Annotated in this window: 19 protein-coding genes and 1 tRNA gene; 11 read left to right on the forward strand and 9 right to left on the reverse strand. The window is 65.2% G+C overall.

The window, feature by feature from the left end; translation table 11 throughout:
* Positions 1-8: 8 nt before the first annotated feature.
* A complete protein-coding gene (locus tag CO669_RS01325) occupies positions 9-812 on the forward strand; it encodes a hypothetical protein (protein WP_097657398.1) in 804 nt (267 codons plus the stop codon).
* 153 nt (positions 813-965) lie between these two features.
* Here the strand turns inward: CO669_RS01325 and CO669_RS01330 are convergent, their stop codons facing one another.
* A complete protein-coding gene (locus CO669_RS01330) occupies positions 966-1736 on the reverse strand; it encodes an alpha/beta fold hydrolase (RefSeq protein ID WP_097657399.1) in 771 nt (256 codons plus the stop codon).
* A gap of 230 nt (positions 1737-1966) precedes the next feature.
* Positions 1967-2440 (reverse strand): Hsp20 family protein, encoded by a 474-nt coding sequence (locus tag CO669_RS01335; RefSeq protein WP_198963757.1) that lies wholly within the window; start codon positions 2438-2440, stop codon positions 1967-1969.
* Between the two features lie 207 nt (positions 2441-2647).
* Between CO669_RS01335 and CO669_RS01340 the strand changes: the two genes are divergently transcribed.
* On the forward strand, positions 2648-3595 hold the full coding sequence (locus CO669_RS01340; protein WP_097657401.1) for an alpha/beta hydrolase: 948 nt from the start codon (positions 2648-2650) through the stop codon (positions 3593-3595).
* 249 nt (positions 3596-3844) lie between these two features.
* Here the strand turns inward: CO669_RS01340 and CO669_RS01345 are convergent, their stop codons facing one another.
* Together CO669_RS01345 and CO669_RS01350 are read right to left on the reverse strand one after the other, a co-directional pair.
* Complete coding sequence (locus CO669_RS01345) at positions 3845-6604, reverse strand: di-heme-cytochrome C peroxidase (RefSeq protein WP_097657402.1); 2760 nt, start codon at positions 6602-6604, stop codon at positions 3845-3847.
* A 197-nt stretch (positions 6605-6801) separates the two neighbouring features.
* Entirely contained in the window at positions 6802-8598 is a 1797-nt protein-coding gene (locus tag CO669_RS01350; RefSeq protein WP_198963758.1) for an adenylate/guanylate cyclase domain-containing protein, read from the reverse strand.
* Positions 8599-8834: 236 nt separating this feature from the next.
* Between CO669_RS01350 and CO669_RS01355 the strand changes: the two genes are divergently transcribed.
* Together CO669_RS01355 and CO669_RS01360 are read left to right on the forward strand one after the other, a co-directional pair.
* Positions 8835-9467 (forward strand): LysE family translocator, encoded by a 633-nt coding sequence (locus tag CO669_RS01355; RefSeq protein WP_097657404.1) that lies wholly within the window; start codon positions 8835-8837, stop codon positions 9465-9467.
* A gap of 65 nt (positions 9468-9532) precedes the next feature.
* Positions 9533-9943 (forward strand): GFA family protein, encoded by a 411-nt coding sequence (locus CO669_RS01360; RefSeq protein ID WP_097657405.1) that lies wholly within the window; start codon positions 9533-9535, stop codon positions 9941-9943.
* Here the strand turns inward: CO669_RS01360 and CO669_RS01365 are convergent.
* Positions 9940-10692 carry a sulfite exporter TauE/SafE family protein gene (locus tag CO669_RS01365; RefSeq protein WP_097657406.1) on the reverse strand — a complete coding sequence of 251 codons (753 nt, stop codon included), beginning with the start codon at positions 10690-10692 and terminating at the stop codon, positions 9940-9942. The two genes, CO669_RS01360 and CO669_RS01365, sit on opposite strands and share 4 nt — an antisense overlap.
* Positions 10693-10787: 95 nt before the next feature.
* Here CO669_RS01365 and CO669_RS01370 point away from each other — a divergent pair, with 95 nt between their 5' ends.
* The gene (locus CO669_RS01370) at positions 10788-11678 is read left to right on the forward strand and encodes a LysR substrate-binding domain-containing protein (protein WP_097657407.1); all 891 of its coding nucleotides are present in this window, start codon (positions 10788-10790) and stop codon (positions 11676-11678) included.
* 32 nt (positions 11679-11710) lie between these two features.
* On the opposite strand, the gene CO669_RS01375 is transcribed toward CO669_RS01370, so the two are convergent.
* Positions 11711-12688: a Bug family tripartite tricarboxylate transporter substrate binding protein gene (locus CO669_RS01375; RefSeq protein WP_097657408.1), complete on the reverse strand. Its 978-nt coding sequence runs from the start codon at positions 12686-12688 to the stop codon at positions 11711-11713.
* Between the two features lie 22 nt (positions 12689-12710).
* The gene (gene hisN, locus CO669_RS01380) at positions 12711-13493 is read right to left on the reverse strand and encodes a histidinol-phosphatase (protein WP_097657409.1); all 783 of its coding nucleotides are present in this window, start codon (positions 13491-13493) and stop codon (positions 12711-12713) included.
* Between the two features lie 25 nt (positions 13494-13518).
* Here hisN and CO669_RS34855 point away from each other — a divergent pair, with 25 nt between their 5' ends.
* Complete coding sequence (locus CO669_RS34855) at positions 13519-13731, forward strand: hypothetical protein (RefSeq protein ID WP_143278598.1); 213 nt, start codon at positions 13519-13521, stop codon at positions 13729-13731.
* Positions 13732-14011: 280 nt separating this feature from the next.
* On the opposite strand, the gene CO669_RS01385 is transcribed toward CO669_RS34855, so the two are convergent.
* The gene (locus CO669_RS01385; RefSeq protein ID WP_097657410.1) at positions 14012-14902 is read right to left on the reverse strand and encodes an N-formylglutamate amidohydrolase; all 891 of its coding nucleotides are present in this window, start codon (positions 14900-14902) and stop codon (positions 14012-14014) included.
* A 330-nt stretch (positions 14903-15232) separates the two neighbouring features.
* Between CO669_RS01385 and cpdR the strand changes: the two genes are divergently transcribed.
* The 4 genes from cpdR (at position 15233) to CO669_RS01410 (ending at position 16762) form a co-directional block, all read left to right on the forward strand.
* On the forward strand, positions 15233-15592 hold the full coding sequence (gene cpdR / locus CO669_RS01395; RefSeq protein WP_007597092.1) for a cell cycle two-component system response regulator CpdR: 360 nt from the start codon (positions 15233-15235) through the stop codon (positions 15590-15592).
* Between the two features lie 75 nt (positions 15593-15667).
* Positions 15668-15742, forward strand: a tRNA-Val gene (locus CO669_RS01400).
* A 283-nt stretch (positions 15743-16025) separates the two neighbouring features.
* A complete protein-coding gene (locus CO669_RS01405; protein WP_097657412.1) occupies positions 16026-16511 on the forward strand; it encodes an L-2-amino-thiazoline-4-carboxylic acid hydrolase in 486 nt (161 codons plus the stop codon).
* Positions 16512-16516: 5 nt separating this feature from the next.
* Positions 16517-16762, forward strand: a complete 246-nt coding sequence (locus tag CO669_RS01410) for a hypothetical protein (RefSeq protein WP_097657909.1) — start codon at positions 16517-16519, stop codon at positions 16760-16762.
* Between the two features lie 11 nt (positions 16763-16773).
* On the opposite strand, the gene CO669_RS01415 is transcribed toward CO669_RS01410, so the two are convergent.
* Positions 16774-17241: an NUDIX hydrolase gene (locus tag CO669_RS01415; protein ID WP_097657413.1), complete on the reverse strand. Its 468-nt coding sequence runs from the start codon at positions 17239-17241 to the stop codon at positions 16774-16776.
* Positions 17242-17441: 200 nt separating this feature from the next.
* On the opposite strand from CO669_RS01415, the gene CO669_RS01420 reads away from it, so the two are divergent.
* Positions 17442-17864 (forward strand): RidA family protein, encoded by a 423-nt coding sequence (locus tag CO669_RS01420; protein ID WP_097657414.1) that lies wholly within the window; start codon positions 17442-17444, stop codon positions 17862-17864.
* The last annotated feature ends 7 nt before the right edge of the window (positions 17865-17871 follow it).

Below are 17871 nucleotides of genomic sequence, written 5' to 3' on the forward strand. Positions count from 1 at the left end.
GTCGACCGATGAAGTTTTTCACAGGATGTGTGGCCGCTGCCACGCTGGTGCTCGCCATGAGCGCCGGACAGCAGCAGGTTTTGGCGCAAGTTCCCGCAAGCGGTATCGCGAGAGGGGCGGTGATCACGGTGTCGGATTTCGACGGACCCTACGCGCCGGGCGAAGCCGCGCCGCCCCCGCCGCCGCGTTACGGCCAAGGCTACGATTACGGCTACGAGGAGCGCGGCCCGGCTCCGGCGCTGCTGCCGGCCACCGAGGTCTATGCCGTGCTGCGCGATAACGGCTTCTCGCCGCTCGGCATCCCGCGCCTGCGCGGCAATGTCTACACCATCGCAGCGATCGACCGCCGCGGCGACGACGGCCGGCTGGTGATCGATGCCCGTGACGGGCGGATCTTGCGTTTCATGCCGGCCGCCGACGCCTACGGCATGGCGCCGCCCTACGAGGAGCGTGCGGTCGCGCCGTATGGGCCGCAGACCGCGCTGCCGCCGCCGACCGTGATCCGCAGCGGTCCGCCGCGCCCGCCGGCTTCGATCCCGCATGTGGCGAGCCGCGTGCCGCTGCCCAAGGCGGCCCCGCGACGGGGCGAGACGCCGGTTGCCGCCGCCAAGCCGGCTGAAGCCGCACCGCAGCAGGTGCAAGCCCCGCAGGCTCAAGCGCCTCAGGCCCAAGCTCCGCAGCAGACCGCTGCTGCGCAGGCGAAGCCGGCGGAGGCCGCGCCTCAAGCCTCCGCGCCGACCGTCGGCCAGGCCAAGCCCGCTCCGACAATCCTGCCGACGCAAGAGATGCCGGCGGCGCAGGGGCTGGATTAGTCCTGCCGATTTGAGACGATAGCGCCAGCCAAACCCGGCCCTGTCGTCGCTGCGAACGCCCTCGCGCGTTCGCGGGGACGACATCGGAGGGAGACGAGCAAAGCAAAAAGACGCCTGAAAAAATCAGGCGTCTTCTGCATCACGGCGACTGCCTCAGCTCCGCGGATACCCCGCGGCCTCCAGGATCAGATTCGCGACTTCCTTCGGATGCGACACCAGAGAGAGGTGGCCGGCGTCGAGCTCGATCGTTGTGGCGTTCATGCGCTTGGCGAGGAAGCGCTCGAAATCGGGATTGATGGTGTCGTCCTTCTTCGACACGGCGTACCAGCTCGGCCTGGAGTGCCATGCCGCCTCCGTGGTGCGCCCGGCGAAGATCGAGGCCGCGGTCGGCCATTGCACGGCGTAGAGCGTCCTGGCCTGCTCCGGCTTCACGCCGTTGGCAAAGTACTTCAGGAAAGCCTCTTCCGACAGCTTGGTATAGCCGTCGCGCTCGACGATTCCGGCGCGCGCGGGCGCCGTCGGGAATTGCTTCGACAGCGCGATGAAATCCTCGTTCGCGTCCGGTGCGCGTGCGGCGATGTAAACGAGCCCGCTGACCTTCGGATCGGTGCCGACCTGGCTGATCACGGTGCCGCCCCAGGAATGCGCGACCAGCACGGTCGGCCCGTCCTGCTCGGCCAGCACGCGCTTCGTCGCCTCGACTGAATCTGCAAGCGACGACAGCGGATTCTGAACGGCGGTGACGTGCAGGCCCGCGGCCTGGAGGATCGGAATCACCTCCGACCAGCTCGAGCCGTCGGCCCAGGCGCCGTGCACCAGGACGACGTTCCTGGCCTTCACCGTCTGCGGCGTCTGGGCGTGAGCAAGGCTGAGGTGGGCCGCCAGAAGGCTCGCGGCGACGAAAAGGCTGCGCCAGAAAGTCATGGTCGTTCTCCGTCTTGTTTTGGGTTCGATATCCAAATGACGAGGCGCAGGGCGGTGTGGTTACGCCGGCTCACCGCTCTGTGATGCGGCGCAAGAGTTCGGCTACGTCGTTCGCAATCGTTGCCTTCTGGCAAGGTATGGAATGTCCGTCGTTCGGTATTCCTTCGGCGCACGAAAAAAAACGCCCCGGGGCACCGGGGCGTTTTCTCAAACCTGGAGTGGGGCGGGATTTACGCGGCGGCTTGCGCGGCCGAGTTCTCGATCACCTGCGCTTTCGGCGCGCCGGTGTTGATCGCGATCTGGCGCGGCTTCTTCGCCTCGGGAATCTCGCGGACGAGGTCGACGTGAAGCAGGCCGTTCTCGAGCGAAGCGTCCTTCACCTGCACGAAGTCGGCGAGCTGGAAAGCACGCTCGAAGGCGCGCGCGGCGATGCCGCGGTACAGCACTTCGTTCTTGCTGTTCTCGTTGGCGACCTTCTCGCCCTTGATCGTCAGCGTATTTTCCTTCGCGACGATGGAGAGCTCGTCCTTGGCGAAGCCCGACACCGCAACGGTGATGCGGTAGGCGTTCTCGCCGGTGCGCTCGATATTGTAAGGGGGGTAGCCGGGGCTGGCGCCGTCCGAACCGGCCTGGTCGAGCAGGTTGAAGAGGCGGTCGAAGCCGACGGTGGAACGATAGAAGGGGGTGAGATCGTAGCTACGCATGGTCAAGTCCTCCATTGAGCGACTGTTCAAGTAACCCGCCCGCCAATCGGGCCGGGCTTTCGTCTGTGTGCAGCCTGATGTTCCGGTTCCGAAACACTGGTAGCGGCCTGCACGAAGGTGATATGGGTGGAACGAGACGGCGTTCAAGAGGGCGGCATTGGCGCCTTTTCGGCGCTTTAGCCCCTTGATTTGCAGTACTTGCCGCCTATGACGCTGGTCTCGATCCCGTCCAACCCCGTCCCCGAAAACGTCGTCAGCGGCACCATCAAGACCCCCGATGGCGTCGAACTGCGCTTTGCGCGCTGGGCGCCTCCGGCGAACCGCAAGGGCACGGTCTGCGTCTTCACCGGCCGCAGCGAGCAGATCGAGAAATATTTCGAGACCGTGCGCGACCTGCGCGACCGCGGCTTTGCGGTGGCGATGATCGACTGGCGCGGGCAGGGCCACTCCTCGCGCCGCCTGCGCGACCCGCGCAAGGGCTATGTGCGCGATTTCTCCGATTTCGAGATCGACGTCGAGACCTTCGTGCAGCAGGTGGTGCTGCCGGATTGCCCGCCGCCGTTCTTCGCGCTGGCCCATTCCATGGGCGGCACGGTCATGCTGCGGGTGGCGCATGCGGGTAAGCGCTGGTTCGACCGCATGGTGCTGTCGGCGCCGATGATCGACCTCCCCGGCCGCACCACCTCGTTTCCGGTGCGTGCATTGCTGAAGACGATGCGCCTGCTCGGGCAGGGCGGCCGTTACGTCCCTGGCGGCAGCGACCGCATCACCGGGCTCGATCCCTTCATCAACAATCCCGTGACCAGTGATCCCGTCCGCTATGCCCGCAATGCCGCGATCCTGGAGGAGGATCCGACGCTCGGACTGGCATCGCCGACCGTGGCCTGGGCCGATACCGCCTTCCGGGCGATGCACACCTTCAAGGGCATGCACTACCCCTCCCAGATCCGCCAGCCGATCCTGATGCTGGCGGCCTCCAACGACACCGTGGTCTCGACCGCGGCGATCGAGGAGTTCGCCTATCATTTGCGCGCCGGCTCCCATCTGGTGATCGCCGGTGCCAAGCACGAGATCCTCCAGGAGCAGGACCGCTACCGATCCCAGTTCTGGGCCGCCTTCGACGCCTTCGTGCCGGGCACGCCGCTGTTCAAGTGACGGGGCGCTCCCTCGCCCCGCTTGAGGGGAGGGGTCGCCTCGGGGCAGTGGTCGTCGGCCTTACGGAGCGTCCTCGTTCTCCGTCATTGCGAGCGCAGCGAAGCAATCCAGAAGTCGCTCCGAGGAGAGAGTCTGGATTGCTTCGTCGCAAGGGCTCCTCGCAATGACGGCGAGGAGAGATACCAGCCCTTCCCGCATTCGCCTTGGCCGATGCTTTGGCAAGCGGGAGTGAGGAGAGGCAAAAGACCGCTACAGCGTCTTCAAATACTCGATCAGGTCGTAGCGCTCGGCATCGTCCTTGAACTCGCGGCCGATGACGCCGTCACGCTTCGGCTCGCCCGGCTTTCGTTCGAAGGAATGGCCGAGCACGCTGTTGCCCTGGACCGGCTGGCCATCAGATCTCATTGCTGAGAACTCGGTCTCACCCGTCTTGCACTTCTCGTTTGCGGTCACGGCAAAGCCGACAGTCACGGGATCATAATCGCGGCGGCCCATGCAGAATTTGGTCGGGCGCTCGCTCGCCGGCTTCAGCAGCCAATACAGCGAGGGCACCGAGCCATTGTGCAGGTAAGGCGCGGTGGCCCAGATGCCGTTCAACGGCCGCGCGCGATAGCGCGGATCGGGCGCCGGATTGAGACAGTTCTTGCGCGCCAGATTCCATATTTTCGCGCGTTCGGCCTCCGGCACCTTCTCGTCGTCCATCCATTTGCGGGCGACGAGATCGACCACCGTCATGAGGCCGAGTGCATAGACCATCTCATTGGGGGACTTGCTCGCGGTCGGGATGTCGCATTGCCACCAGGTCTGGAGGTCGGCGGTGTTCACCTTCAGAAAACCAGGCACATCGACGATCCTGTTGCTGAGCACGAGCGACTGCTCGGGATCGGTGCTGATCTCCTTGAGCGGGATCGTGACGGCGTTCAGCACCTTGCTGTCGCCGCTCGGCTCCCAATGCGACGAGGACCAGAACGCATCGGTATTGACGGCCGGCAGGTGACATCCCGAGCACATCTCATCGTAGATCTTGCGGCCATTGTCGGCCTTCTTCTGATCGATCCTCCAGGCGTCGCCGAGGATCTGTGACGGCCATTGGGGCGAGCGCAGACCGCCGAACGTCTTCTTGGGATCGGCCGACTTGAACGGATCGGGGCCTCGCAGCATGTCCTCGATCCAGCCGAGCGTCCTGATATTGACCGAGGATCGCCAGATCCTGTCTTCCGGATAGGCGTCGGACAGATTGAGCAGCGCAGTGACGCCGAGCGCTTCGCCGGCATTGCGGATCAGCGGCTGCTCGATCGAGGCGTCATATTGGGCGAACTTGAACCAGGGCACGGTCCAGATCGCGGGGTAGCTGACCGGCGCGTCCTGGGCGTGCAGGTTCTTCTCGAATCCCTTGATCCCGCTCAGCGCGAGGTCCTGCGAGAAGACCTGGTTGCCGATGCGATTGAGGGCGTCGAGGCGGCCGAACCCTTCCTCAGTGTCCTGCTGCTGCCTGCCGTTCCAGGTCTTCTTGCCTTCAACCGTCTTCTGCTGGGTTTTCGCCCAGTCGATCAGGAATGTGCCGATCGCGCTCAGCTTCTGCTTGAGCGCGGCGCGGTCCGCCTTGCTGGAATCGGGACCGAGCACGCGGTCGGCAAAGCGGTTGAAGCGGAACGGAACGTACAGGGTGTAGGCGATCGACAGGCCGGTGGAGAGTTCCAGCTTCTTCAGGTCGGTCATCGCCGGGCCGCCGTCGAAGCGGACGTCCACGCCCTGGTAATGGATCTGGCCGGTGTGGCAGGCCGCGCAGGTCAGCCCGATCTTGTCTTCCTCGCGACGGCCGGTCGCGGGATCGACGACGCCGGTCATCCGCGCGAAACCGACCGGCAGGCCGTCGACGTTCTCCGCCGGCGTCCACCTGGTCGACCAGTCCGGCACCTGCGTCGTCTCATAGACATTGGCGTAACCGAAGCGGCGCAACGTCGTCGTGTCGGTCTGGATCGACTGCGGGCTCGGGATGAAGCCGAAGCGTTCGAGATAGCCGCTGTCCTTCATCATGCCCGGCTTCGAGAGCAGATGCAGGCGCGGCTGCTCCAGCGCCATGAACCATTCATAGGGCACCGGGAAGGTCGCGGTGCCCTGGCTGGCATGGTGGAACCAGTGCCGGTCCTTCAGCGACCAGTTCTGATCGAGCCAGTAAGCGGCCTTTGCCGCGGGCGCCGCGGGCAGCGGCGGCGGCAGAAGGTTCACCAGGATGCCCTTCTGCGGCAGCATGGCGCGGATCTGGTTGGGGAATTCGGCCACTGCGACAAGCGCAACGAGGCCAATGGCAACCAGCAGGGCGGCAAGCTTGAGGGCGCCCCGCACCACGCGCTGGCAGGTCGACAGCACCGGCGGGACCAGAAGCTGGTTGATACGCGCGGGGAATTGGCGCTCGTTGAACAGCGTGCGCACGTCGGCAACGCTGAGATAGCGATCCTCGCCCGTGCCCTTGCCGATGATCTTCAGTAGGATCGGCCATTCGAACTTCATCAGCAGCGGATAGTACCAGCGCGCGGCGCTGCCGGCGCGCTTGAGGTTGTCGCGCATGAAGACGTCGATTTCTGAGGCGTTGAGGCCCGGCTCGGAGCCGCCGTTCGGGTCAGTGTAGGTCCGGCCGAAACTCGCAAACCGCGCGATCTCGTCCTCGTTGACCTTGCCGTCGACGCCGAGGATGCGCGAGCCGGCGCCGCGCTTGTCCAGCGGACCGCCGCGCAGCGCGTCGAGCTGCGCGCCCGAGACGATGCTTTTCAGGATGTGGCCGAGACCGTTGGCAATGAGCGCCACCCCGCGAACCTGGACGCGCGCAGAGGCCTTTTTCAGCCCGGTCTCGCCGGTCGCGTTCGCAATCGTCTCCGACAGCTTGCCGAGCGGAACGGTGCCGCCCTCGACGAAGCCTTCGCCGACGAGGCCGCGCAGGAAGGGGCAGGGATTGTTCGGCGAGACCTGGATCGAAGGGTTGAATGGCGGTTTCGAAGCGGGGTCATGCATGGCCCAAAATCCTGAAAACGGAGAATTGTGAAATGGCGCGCCGATCAAGCGCGGAAAGTCCTAACAAACCGACAGCAAGCTATACTACTTGAGCGTGTAGCGAAGTGTGGCCGATTTCACTGTCCTGTCAACAAAAGCAGGGGTGTTCTGGCAAGGAAACTGCGTCAACGACCGCCGGGAGACGCGCGGCCCGCTTGTCAGGACTCGGCGGCGCGTTTGACGTCGCTCTGCACCAGGGTCAGCTTGCCGAGCGGCACGCCGGCCTTCAGCAGCCCCTCGCGATAATGGGCGAGATTCTCGGGCTTCTTCCAATGGAAGTTGCGCAAGTGACGATCGACGTTGAGAGTCGGATAATTGCGCATCAGCACGGAGGTTGCTTCGCTCGCCTCGGCGCTGCGTCCCAATTCCGCCAGGGCCGCGGCGCGGATCGCCAGCGCCTGCAGGTGGTTGGGGTTGACGTAAAGCTGCTCGCGCGCCCATGACAGGGTCGCGTCATATTGGCGCAACAGATAGTGGCTGAAGGCGTTCAGGGCCGCCCATTGATAGCGCGGGTCGCTGTTGTCGCGCTGCGCGGCCATCGAGAACAGCTCGATCGCCTCGCGGTGCTCGCCGATGACGAAATGGCAGATGCCGAGCACGCCGCGTGCGCCATTGTCGTAGGGGTTGAGCGCGACGGCGCGCTTGGCCGCATCCATCGCGGCCTCGTAATGGCCCTCCATCGCATGCGCCCAGGACAGGATCGAGAACGCGAAGGAGGAGCGCGGGTCGAGCCGGACGCTGGTTTCGGCGAGGTTCATCGCCTCGGCCCACATCTCGCGCGTGCCCTTGACCCAGCCGAACTGGATGCTCTGGATCTGGATCGTGGCGAGATAGGCGTGCGCAATCGACAGTTTGGGATCGAGCCGGATGGCCTCCCGGAACAGCTCGACGGCGGCGGCCAGGTCTTCCTTGGTCTGCCGGTAGTAGTGCGACAGGCCCTTGAGGAAGCGGTCCCAGGCGGTCACGTCGGTCGAGAGCCGCGCCGGCGCCGAGGCTTCCGCACGGACGATCTCGGTGGCGATGGCGGCGGACAGGTTGGTGGTGATCTCGTCCTGCATCGCGAAGAGATCGCCGATATCGCGGTCGTAGCGGCCGGTCCAGAGCTGCTCGCCCGTCTCCGGCGCGATCAGCTCGGCGGTGACGCGGATCTTGGCGCCGGCGCGCCGCACCGAGCCCTGGATCAGATAGGTGGCGTCGATCTCGCGTGCGATCAGGCGCGTGCTGGTGTTCTTGCCCTTGAAGGCGAAGGTCGAGTTGCGGCTCAGCACGCGATAGAAGGATTGCAGCGACAGCGCGTGGATCAGATCCTCGGTGAGGCCGTCGGAGAAATATTCGTCCTGGGCGTCGCTGAGATTGGCGAAGGGCAGCACGCCGACGATCGCGGTGCGGTACTGTTGCGAGAGGGCGGATGCCTCCCGGAGCTCTGGCGCGAGCGCCGGTGCGCCCTCGGGCGTCCAGGTAAAGACCCCGAGCGGATCCTTGATGTTCTTGAAGCGATGGTTGCCGGCATCGACCAGCGGCACGGCGAGATGCTTGCCGGCTTCGCGATAGGCCTTGGCCGAGATCGCGAAGCCGCCGGGGCTCGCCACCGATTCCAGGCGGACGGCAATGTTGACGTCGTCACCGAACACCTCGTCCTCGTCGGCGATGACATCGCCCATGTGGATGCCGAGGCGGAACTGCATGGCGCGGTCGGCGGGAAGATGGTGATTGCGCTCCGCCATCAGCGTCTGCATCGCGATCGCGGCCTCGGTGGCACCGACGATGGAGGGGAACTCCAGCAGGAATCCGTCGCCGGTGTTCTTCACGACGCGGCCGCCGTGATTGAGGATGATCGGGTGGATCGCGGCGCGATGGGCCTTGAAGGCGGCATGGGTGCCGGCCTCGTCGCTGCCCATCATGCGCGAATAGCCGGCGACATCGGCGCAGACGATGGCGGCCAGACGTCTTTCCATATTCCCGGAGCTCCAAGGGAGGACAGACCGGCCACGACGTGGCAGTCGCCTCGAATCCCGCATTTCAAGAACTCTGCCTTTATAGAGCAGATGCGGCCGAGCGATAGTATGATCCGCATTGCAAATTCGAGGTAAATCCCACGCAATTCCGGCGGTGGACGAGACGTGGCGAACCAACTAAGCCCATACCCTGCCTCGTGCCTTGGGCCGGGGCCGACGGTGAGGGCACGTCACACATGCTGGGCATTCACGAAATCTGGCTGTTCATCCTGTCGGGCGTGCTGCTCAACATCACGCCGGGGCCGGACTCGGTCTACGTCATCGGCCGCAGCATGCAGATGGGCTGGCGGGGCGGAGCCGCCGCCGCATTGGGCATCAGTTGCGGCTGCTTTGTCCATGTTGCGGGCGCAGCGATCGGGCTTTCCGCCCTGCTGATGGCCTCATCCACGGCCTTCTCGATCCTGAAGCTGGTCGGCGCGGCCTATCTGGTCGTCACGGGATTGCAGATGCTGTGGTCGCGGCCGGTGCTCACGGCGGTGAAAGACGAGGCCGAGCGGAGCTCGCTGCGGCGGGTCTTCCTCCAGGGTGTCTTCACCAACGCGCTCAATCCCAAGGTCGCGCTGTTCTTCCTGGCCTTCCTGCCGCAATTCGTCGCAGTCGATTCGCCGCACAAGCCGCTCGCCTTCCTGACGCTCGGCCTGATCTTCATCTTCACGGGAACGCTGTGGTGCCTGGTGCTGGCGGCGTTCGCGGCGAAGGCCGCTCACCGGCTGCGCAAGTCCGAAGGCGCGATCGCCTGGGTCAATCGCGCGCTCGGCGGTCTCTTCATCTATCTCGGCATCCGCGTCGCCATGCTGGAGACGCGGTAACCTCATTCGAACGAACGAGGTTCGGTGCGCAATCGGCCCAAGAGAGGCCGCGCGGGGAGGTCTTGATGGTTCGTGGAAGCTGTCTGTGCGGCGCCGTGCGTTTCGAGATCGATCAGGTGCGCGTACTGACGCACTGCCACTGCACCAATTGCCGCAAGCTGACCGGCGCGGCCTTCGCAACCTACGCCCATGTCGATGCCGACAAGTTTCGCTTCGTGACCGGCGAGGACGCGACCGTGGCTTACGAATCCGCGCCGGGCAGTTTCCGCCATCGCTGCAAGATTTGCGGTTGCCTGACGCCGGGCAAGGCAAGCTACCTGCCGACCGTCAGCATTCCCGCCGGCCTGCTCGACGATGATCCGCAAGTCCGGCCCCGCCTGCACGTCTTCACCTCGTCGCGCGCGCCGTGGTGGACCATCGAGGACGACCTGCCTCAATACGAAAAGTTTGTGCCGGGTTACGAGCCGAAATCCTAGGCGAATTCCTTGAGCAGCGCACTGCCGGCCAGATAAAGGCCGAGCAAAATCATCGCGATCAGGAACCAGCGGCGGAACGCCTCCGCCGGCATCCGCGCCCGCACCGATTGGCCGACGAACATGCCGGCAAAGGCCATCGCCATGCCCACGGCGCCCGGCACGGCATTGGCCGGCGTCAATAATCCGCCGACGGTGAGGTTGAAGGCGAGGGCCAGCGTTGCCGTCGTGAAGAACACGCCGAGCGCCTGCACCAGCTCGTCCTTCTCCATGCCGATCGCCTGCATGAACGGCATCGAAGGGATCACCTGCACCCCGGTCGAGGCCGAGATCACGCCGGTGACGACGCCGACCACGCCGCCGACCCATCTCTCGTTCGCGGGCGCGACGTGGAACTTGAACTTGTTGAGGCCGATCACGGCGTAGATGACGAGCAGGACGCCGAGCACGATCGTGCCGTAGCGCGCATGCGGGCCGGTCAGCGCGCCGGCATTGAGCCAGCAGCCGATCACGGTGCCGATCATCAGCGGCCATAGCCGCCGCAGGATGTCGCGCAAATAGGGCCCGGCGAAGGTCTGCCAGATGTTGGTGACGATGGCCGGCACGATCACGATGGCGATGGCGCGGCTGGGCGCCATGCTCACCGCGAGCAGGCCCATGGAGACCGTCGGCAGGCCGAGGCCGACCACGCCCTTGACGAATCCGGCGATCAGGAAGACGGCGGCGATGAGAATGAGGAGCGGGTCGATCATGCCGCGCACATTGACCGAAGCGGCGCCCCGGCACAATCTGGAGGTTCCGGAGATAGCCTTCGTTCTCTGCGAAGCCTAAGGAGACCCGACCTGCCATGCGTTTCGACCTTGTCGACCTCCAACTCTTCATCGCGGTCGCCGATCAACGCAGCATCACGCGCGGGGCGGAGCGGTCGCATCTGGCGCTTGCCTCGGCCAGCGCGCGCATCAAGGGGCTCGAGGACGCGCTCGGCGTCGCCCTGCTCAAGCGCGGACGCCGCGGCGTCGAGCTGACCGCGGCGGGCGAGAGCCTGCTCGATCATGCCAGGGTGGTCATCCACCAGATCGACGCCATGCGCGGCGATCTTGCCGGCTTTGCCAGCGGCGTGCGCGCCAGCGTGCACTTCCTCGTCAACACGTCGGGGCTGTCGGAGCACCTGCCGAAGGCGCTGGCGGGCTTCCTGCACGAGCATCGCGATATCGCCGTCGATATCGAGGAGCGCGAGAGCACCGACATCGCGGCCGCGATCACCGCAGGCGCCGCCGATCTCGGCTTCGCCGCCGAGCACGCGCTGCCCGACCATATCGAGCGCTTCGTCTTCAGCGAGGACCATTTGACGCTGGTGACGTCCAGGCGCGGCCCGTTCGCGGGCCGCCGCCAGATCGATTTTCAGGAGGCGGGCGCGTGCGATTTCGTTGGGCTCACCAGCGCCACCGCGTTGCAGATGCACATCTCGAAGCACGCCGCGCGGCTGGGCATGCGGCCGCATTACCGTGCGCGGATGCGCGATTTCGACGCGATCTGCCAGATGGTTGCCGCCGATGTCGGCGTCGCCCTGGTGCCGATCTCCGCCGCCCGCCGCTGCGCCAGGCTGATGCCGCTCGCCATGGTCCGCCTGCGCGACGCCTGGGCGAACAGGAAGCTCGTGATCTGCGCGCGCAGCTTCAAGACGCTGCCGCGGCCGGCCAAGATGCTGGTGGAGCATTTGCGGGCGGCGGCGGTGTGAGGCTTCTTACCCTCCAGGGGAGGGGAAGAGACCTACTTCGCCGTCTCGACCCCGGCGTCCTTGATCACCTTGGCCCACTTCTTGGTCTCGTCGGCGATGAAGCTCCGAAAATGCTCCGGCTCGTCGCCGACCAGCGTCGCGCCTTGCGCCGCGAGCTTCTCCTTCACCGCCGGATCCGCCATCGCCTTGGTCGCGAGCGCATGCAGCGCGGTGACGATCTCCTTCGGCGTGCCCTTCGGCGCCACCATGCCGTACCAGTTCTCGATGCGCAGATCGGGAAAGCCGGCCTCCTGCGTGGTCGGCACGTCGGGCGCGGTCGGGGCGCGCTCGGCCGAGCCGATCGCGATCGGCCGCAACACGCCGGCCTTGACCTGCGGCAGCAGCACGGGGAGATCGAGGAAGGTCATCTGCACCTGCTGGCCCAGCAGGTCGTTCACGGCCGGCGCGGCGCCGCGATAAGGCACGTGCACGATGTCGATCTTGGCCGTCAGCTTGAACAATTCACCGGCGAGGTGCGGCAGGCTGCCGGGTCCCGAGGAGGCGAAGTTGAGCTTTCCCGGCTGCGCCTTGGCGAGCGCGATCAGTTCGCGAATGTCTTTGGCCGGCACGTTGGTGGCGACCACCAGCATTTCCGGCACGGTCGCAACCAGCGTCACCGGCGTGAGGTCGGCCAGCGTGTCGTAGGCGACCTTCTCCATGCTCGGGCTGATGGCGAGGGCTCCGGCCGAGGAGATCGCGATGGTGTAGCCGTCGGGCGGGGCCTTGGAGACCGCGTCGGTGCCGAGCACGCCGCCCTGGCCGCCGCGATTGTCGATCACGACCGGCTGCCCCGACAGCTCCGACATGCGCTGGCCGATCACCCGCGCGATGATGTCGTTGGGGCCACCGGCCGGGAACGGCACGATCAGCTTGATCGGCTTGGCAGGGAAATTCTGCGCCACCGCCGCTGACGGCAGCAGCGGGAACGATGCCAGGAACAGTCCAACGAGCAGCCTGCGTGAGATCGTCATGCAAGCCTCCCGCTCGCGATTGTTATTGATTCAGCAGCTTCAGCGCTTCTTCGTGCACCCTGGCGTCGCCGGCTGCAACGATGCGGCCGCCGCCCTGGGCTGGCTTGCCTTCCCAGGTGGTGACGACGCCGCCGGCGCCGGTCACGATCGGGATCAGCGCGGCGATATCGTAAGGCTTCAGCTCGGTCTCGACCACGAGATCGACGTGGCCGGCCGCCAGCATGCAATAGGAGTAGCAGTCGCCGCCATAGCGCGACAGCCGCGCGCCCTGCTCGATGCGGCCGAAAATGGCGCGGTCGCGCTCGTTCATGAGCAGGGGGCTGGTCGTGTAGGTCGTGGCTTCGGCAAGCGAGGCGCAGCGGCGGACCTGGAGCCGGCGTTCGCCGGAAGGGCCTTTGTAATTGGCCGAGCCGTTGTCGCCGGAGAAGCGCTCGCCGATGAAGGGTTGGTGCATCATGCCGAACACCGGCGCGCCCTTGTGCAGCAGCGCGATCAGCGTTCCCCAGATCGGAAAGCCGCCGATGAAGGATTTGGTGCCGTCGATGGGGTCGAGCACCCAGACATAATCGGCGTCCTCGCCCTCATTGCCGAATTCCTCGCCGACGATGCCGTGCTGGGGGAAGCTCGCCTTGATCAGCCGGCGCATCACCGCCTCCGCGGCGCGGTCGGCCTCGGTGACGGGGTCGAATTCCCCGGTCTTGCTCTTGTCGTCGATCGACAACGAGGTGCGGAAGAACGGCAGGATGGTTTCGCCGGAGGCGGTGGCGAGCCGTCCGATGAAGGCGGAGAAGTCGATCACCGTCACGGCGTATCCTCAAAGCGAAAGGTGGATGAAGCTCGTCTCCTGCCTAGCTCAATTCGCCAGCCGCGTGCAGCGCTGTGTTGATTTGCACCCTGGTATTTTGGATACCGCCGCCCGCTGCCTCATCCAAGTCATCCGCTGGCCAAATATCGATCATAGCGTTGAAAACTTAGTTCCGGGGATGCCTTGTTCGTATGCAAATGACAATCAACCCATTGAATTTCCTTATCAAAGAAACTGAATCTGGGTTTCCATGAAAGCAACTGAGCCATGTGCTTATTGCATGGGAAACGGCTCAAAAGCCCTTGCACTTTGTGCGGCGCGGTCGCATATTGTTGCGGTGCGGTAGCGCTTGGCGTTACCGCTGCCCTCCTTGGGCGTTTCCTCCCTAGACTTGGGCCGCTTGCGTCATTCGCGAGCGGCCCTTTTTTCTTGCCGCCGCCGCTTTCATTTTGAGGCGCGCAAGCTTGCGAAGCGAAAGCGCGCTCGCGCGGAGACCATCGTCGTTCGAAGAAGAAGCTCTATTCCGCCGCAGCCTGGAATGGGCCGAGATCGCCGAAGGGAATCGTGGTCGCCAGCACATCGGCGAGAACGCCGAAATCGGTCGCCACTTGCGCAAAGCGGGGACCGCGCTCGCGCCGCCGCTCGTCCATATAGATCGCGCGGTTGAGCTCGAGCTGCACTGCGTGCAGCCCGCTCGCGGGATTGCCGTAATGCTCGGTGATGAAGCCGCCGGCATAGGGCTTGTTGCGGCCGATCGAATAGCCGAGGCCGGTCATGGTCTCCTCGACCCTGTCGGGCAGCAGCGGCGTGCAGCTGGTGCCGTAGCGGTCGCCGATCACGACGTCGGGCCGGCGCGGCTCGTCCCGGCTGACGCCGACCGAGGGCATCGAGTGGCAATCCACCAGCACGACGGTGCCGAACATCTGGTGCACCTTGTTGATCAGCCGGCGAAGCGCGCGGTGGTAGGGCTTGTACAGCGTCTCGATCCGCCCCAGCGCATCGTCGACAAGGATGCGCTCGCGATAGATCTCCTGACCGTCGCCGACCACGCGCGGAATGGTGCCGAGGCCGCCGGCGACCCGCATCGAGCGGGTATTGGCAAAGCTCGGCAGCCGTCCGCTGAACATGCGGGGGTCGAGCTCATAGGGCTCGCGATTGACGTCGACATAGGAGCGGGGAAAGTTGACCCGCACGGTCGGAAAGCCGCGCTCGCTCAAATGGCCGATCAGTTCGTCCATGAAGGAATCTTCAGACCGCCGCAGCGTCGGCAGGTCGATCCTGGACGCCGCCAGGAATTCGTCCGGATAGGTCGAGCCGGAATGGGGCGAGTTGAAGATGACCGGCGCGCGCCATTGCGCGGGCTCCACGATCTCGAAGGCTGGCGACGTCTCGCCGTCAAACCGGGTCATCTTCTCAGGCTTCGTCCCTTCGCGCCGGGATCTGGCAGGGGCCAGACCGCATCGATTCGGCCGATCGAACGGCTCTTATGTGTCGTCATTGTCCGGAATCGCAACCATTCTGCCAAGCGAAAAGATGCGACATTGATTGGAACAGGTCTTAACCGTGTGGGCAGGGAGGCGGGGATTGGCCCGCGCGGCTCGATTGATTCGAGCCGCTATCCGGTTCACAAGAGGGCGGCAGCGCAGCCGGCCCAGGGTAAAGATTTTCACCCCAAATTTACCCTCTGTCGGGCTTAGTGATCTCTGCTGATATCCTCTGGGGATGCGACGATTCCTGCCATGCCAAAGATCCTGCTCGCCGAAGACGACAACGACATGCGCCGTTTCCTGGTCAAGGCGCTGGAAAACGCCGGTTTTCAGGTCTCGTCCCATGATAACGGCATGGCGGCCTATCAGCGGCTGCGGGAAGAGCCGTTCGAAATGCTGCTCACCGACATCGTGATGCCGGAGATGGACGGCATCGAGCTCGCCCGCCGGGCCTCGGAACTCGACCCTGACATCAAGATCATGTTCATCACCGGCTTCGCCGCAGTCGCCCTGAACTCGGATTCGGACGCCCCCAAGAACGCCAAGGTGCTGTCCAAGCCCGTGCATCTGCGCGAATTGGTCAGCGAAGTGAACAAGATGCTGGCCGCCTAAATCGGCCTTGTTCCGTCCTTGCGCCGGCTCCCTTGAGCCGTTATAGGGACCCCACCCGACCCAAGTGGACGATTAGGGCACGTAGCTCAGCGGGAGAGCACTACCTTGACATGGTAGGGGTCACAGGTTCGATCCCTGTCGTGCCCACCATCCTTCGCTCGCGATAGCGAGAGAAGGATGCCGCGCCGAAGCCCAAAGGGCGCAGGCGGGCTGCCGCGGCGAGCTTCGGCTCGGCAAGCCGCATACTCATATCAACTCAACGCCAAGCGTGTCCGGCGAAGCTCGAAGAGCGAAGACGGACTGGCGTTTCTCGCTCGGCGCCGAAGCCCAAAGGGCGCAGGCGGGCTGCCGCGGCGAGCTTCGGCTCGGCAAGCCAAAATCTTACCCTGCAGTTCCGATGTGTTACGGTCGTACCTCTCTCGCGAGGCCGCCCATGAGCATATCCGTCATCGCGCAAGCGAAGATCCAGGCGCAGGTGCTGGTGCCGCTGGTCAAGGCGCTGCAGGCCGAGCTCGGCGCGGCGCGCGCCAATGCGCTGGTGCGCAAGGCGCTCGGCGATTTCTATCGCGGCTTCGGCGAGGAGTTCTGGAAGGCCAAGAACCCCCGCGATAGCCAAGCCGATCTCGGCAAGTCCGTATCCTCCGCCTTCAGGACCTACGCCCGCGACGACGCGCTCGCCTACGACGTCATCGAGCAGTCGCCTGATGCTTTTGCCTTCGACGTCAAGCGCTGCGCCTACGCCGAATTCTACCAGGCGCTCGGCGAACCTGAGCTCGGCTTCCTCCTGGTCTGCACCGCAGATTTCGCGACCGCGGAAGGTTTTGGTCCCGACGTCAAGCTCACGCGCACACAGACCATCATGCAGGGCGCGCCGCATTGCGACTTCCGCTACCGGCGCGGCGGAGGCGCATCACAGTGAGGGGACTGACCCGGGCGAGCTGTCTTGCCGCGGCGGCGCTATCGCTGATCGCCTCGCGTGCCGACGCTGCGATCATCGACTGGCAGGCCGAGTTGCAGCGCTGCCGCGAGCTGCGCGCGAGCGTGGCGCCGCTGCTTCAGGCCGGCGAGGGGATATCCGCCGTCGGCCGCTCCAACCGATCCGTCCGTCGCTGCATCTGGATCCAGCGCATGGCGGTACGGAAGAAAATCCCCGGCGCGGAGACGTGGTAGCGGGACGGCGATCAGTTGGATCCGCCCTTCCGACTGCGCAGCACGTCCTTCAATCCGGTCGGGTACAGGCTTGGTCCGCCATCCACGTCGAGCCCGGCAAGGTCGAACCAGCGCGCGACGATCTGCTCTCCATTGTCCTCGCGGAAGTCGATGCGGTCCTGCCCGTCGAAGGCGCCGTCAGGAAACGTCACCTCGCAGACGAACATCACCTCGTGCCCGGTCGATCCCTCGTGCTCGAAGATGTTCTCCAGCACCAGCGGCTCGCTTGTGATGGTGACGTGGATGCCGAGCTCCTCGTTGAACTCGCGGACCAGCGCGGTCCGCCAGCTCTCGCCGAACTCGATCTCGCCGCCGAGCGGGCGTACGCCCTTGATGCGCCCGGCATCGTCTCGAACCTCGGCCGCCAGCAGCCGCCCGTCCCGCCAGTTCAGGCCGATTGCGACGACGCGGATGTGCGGATGAGGGCGCCATGTAGTCATGGAGGATCGTTATCGCGCGCACCGCCGCCGTGCAATGCGCGGAGGCGTGCTCTGTCAGGCCGGACCAGGCGTCGCAGCCTTGATCGACGATTCGCGGCCTGCCATTGTCCGGCCATCCACCCCAGTGAGCTTGGTGCGATCGTGTCATCGGGTTCGCCGATATGCGTCGCTTCGCCGGACGTGAAGAGAAGGCTATTGAAATGAGCAGCGTGAACAAGCCCGGCGGCAATTACTTGCCGGTGATCATCCATGACGGACTCGCCTATGTCAGCGGCCAGCTGCCGCGTCGCGGCGAAGACCTGCTGTATGCAGGCAAGGTCGGGGCAGGTGTCGATATCGCGGCCGCACAGGAAGCCGCTGCCCTTTGTGCCGACCTCTGCATTGCCGCCATCAATCACGCAACCGGCGGAGAGGACAGGATCGTCCAGGTCCTGCAGGTCGTGGGATATGTCGCTTCGGCGGCTGGATTTACCCAGCAGTCGCAAGTCATGAACGGTGCCTCCGACCGGCTGATCGAACGTCTCGGTGAGCGCGGCCGTCATACCCGCACGTCCGTCGGCGTCGCCGAGCTGCCGCGCGGGGCGCCGGTCGAGCTGAGCATGATCGCTGCTGTGCGGTCCTAAATCGCGA

The sequence above is a fragment of the Bradyrhizobium sp. Y36 genome (assembly GCF_002531575.1).
GTDB lineage: Bacteria > Pseudomonadota > Alphaproteobacteria > Rhizobiales > Xanthobacteraceae > Bradyrhizobium.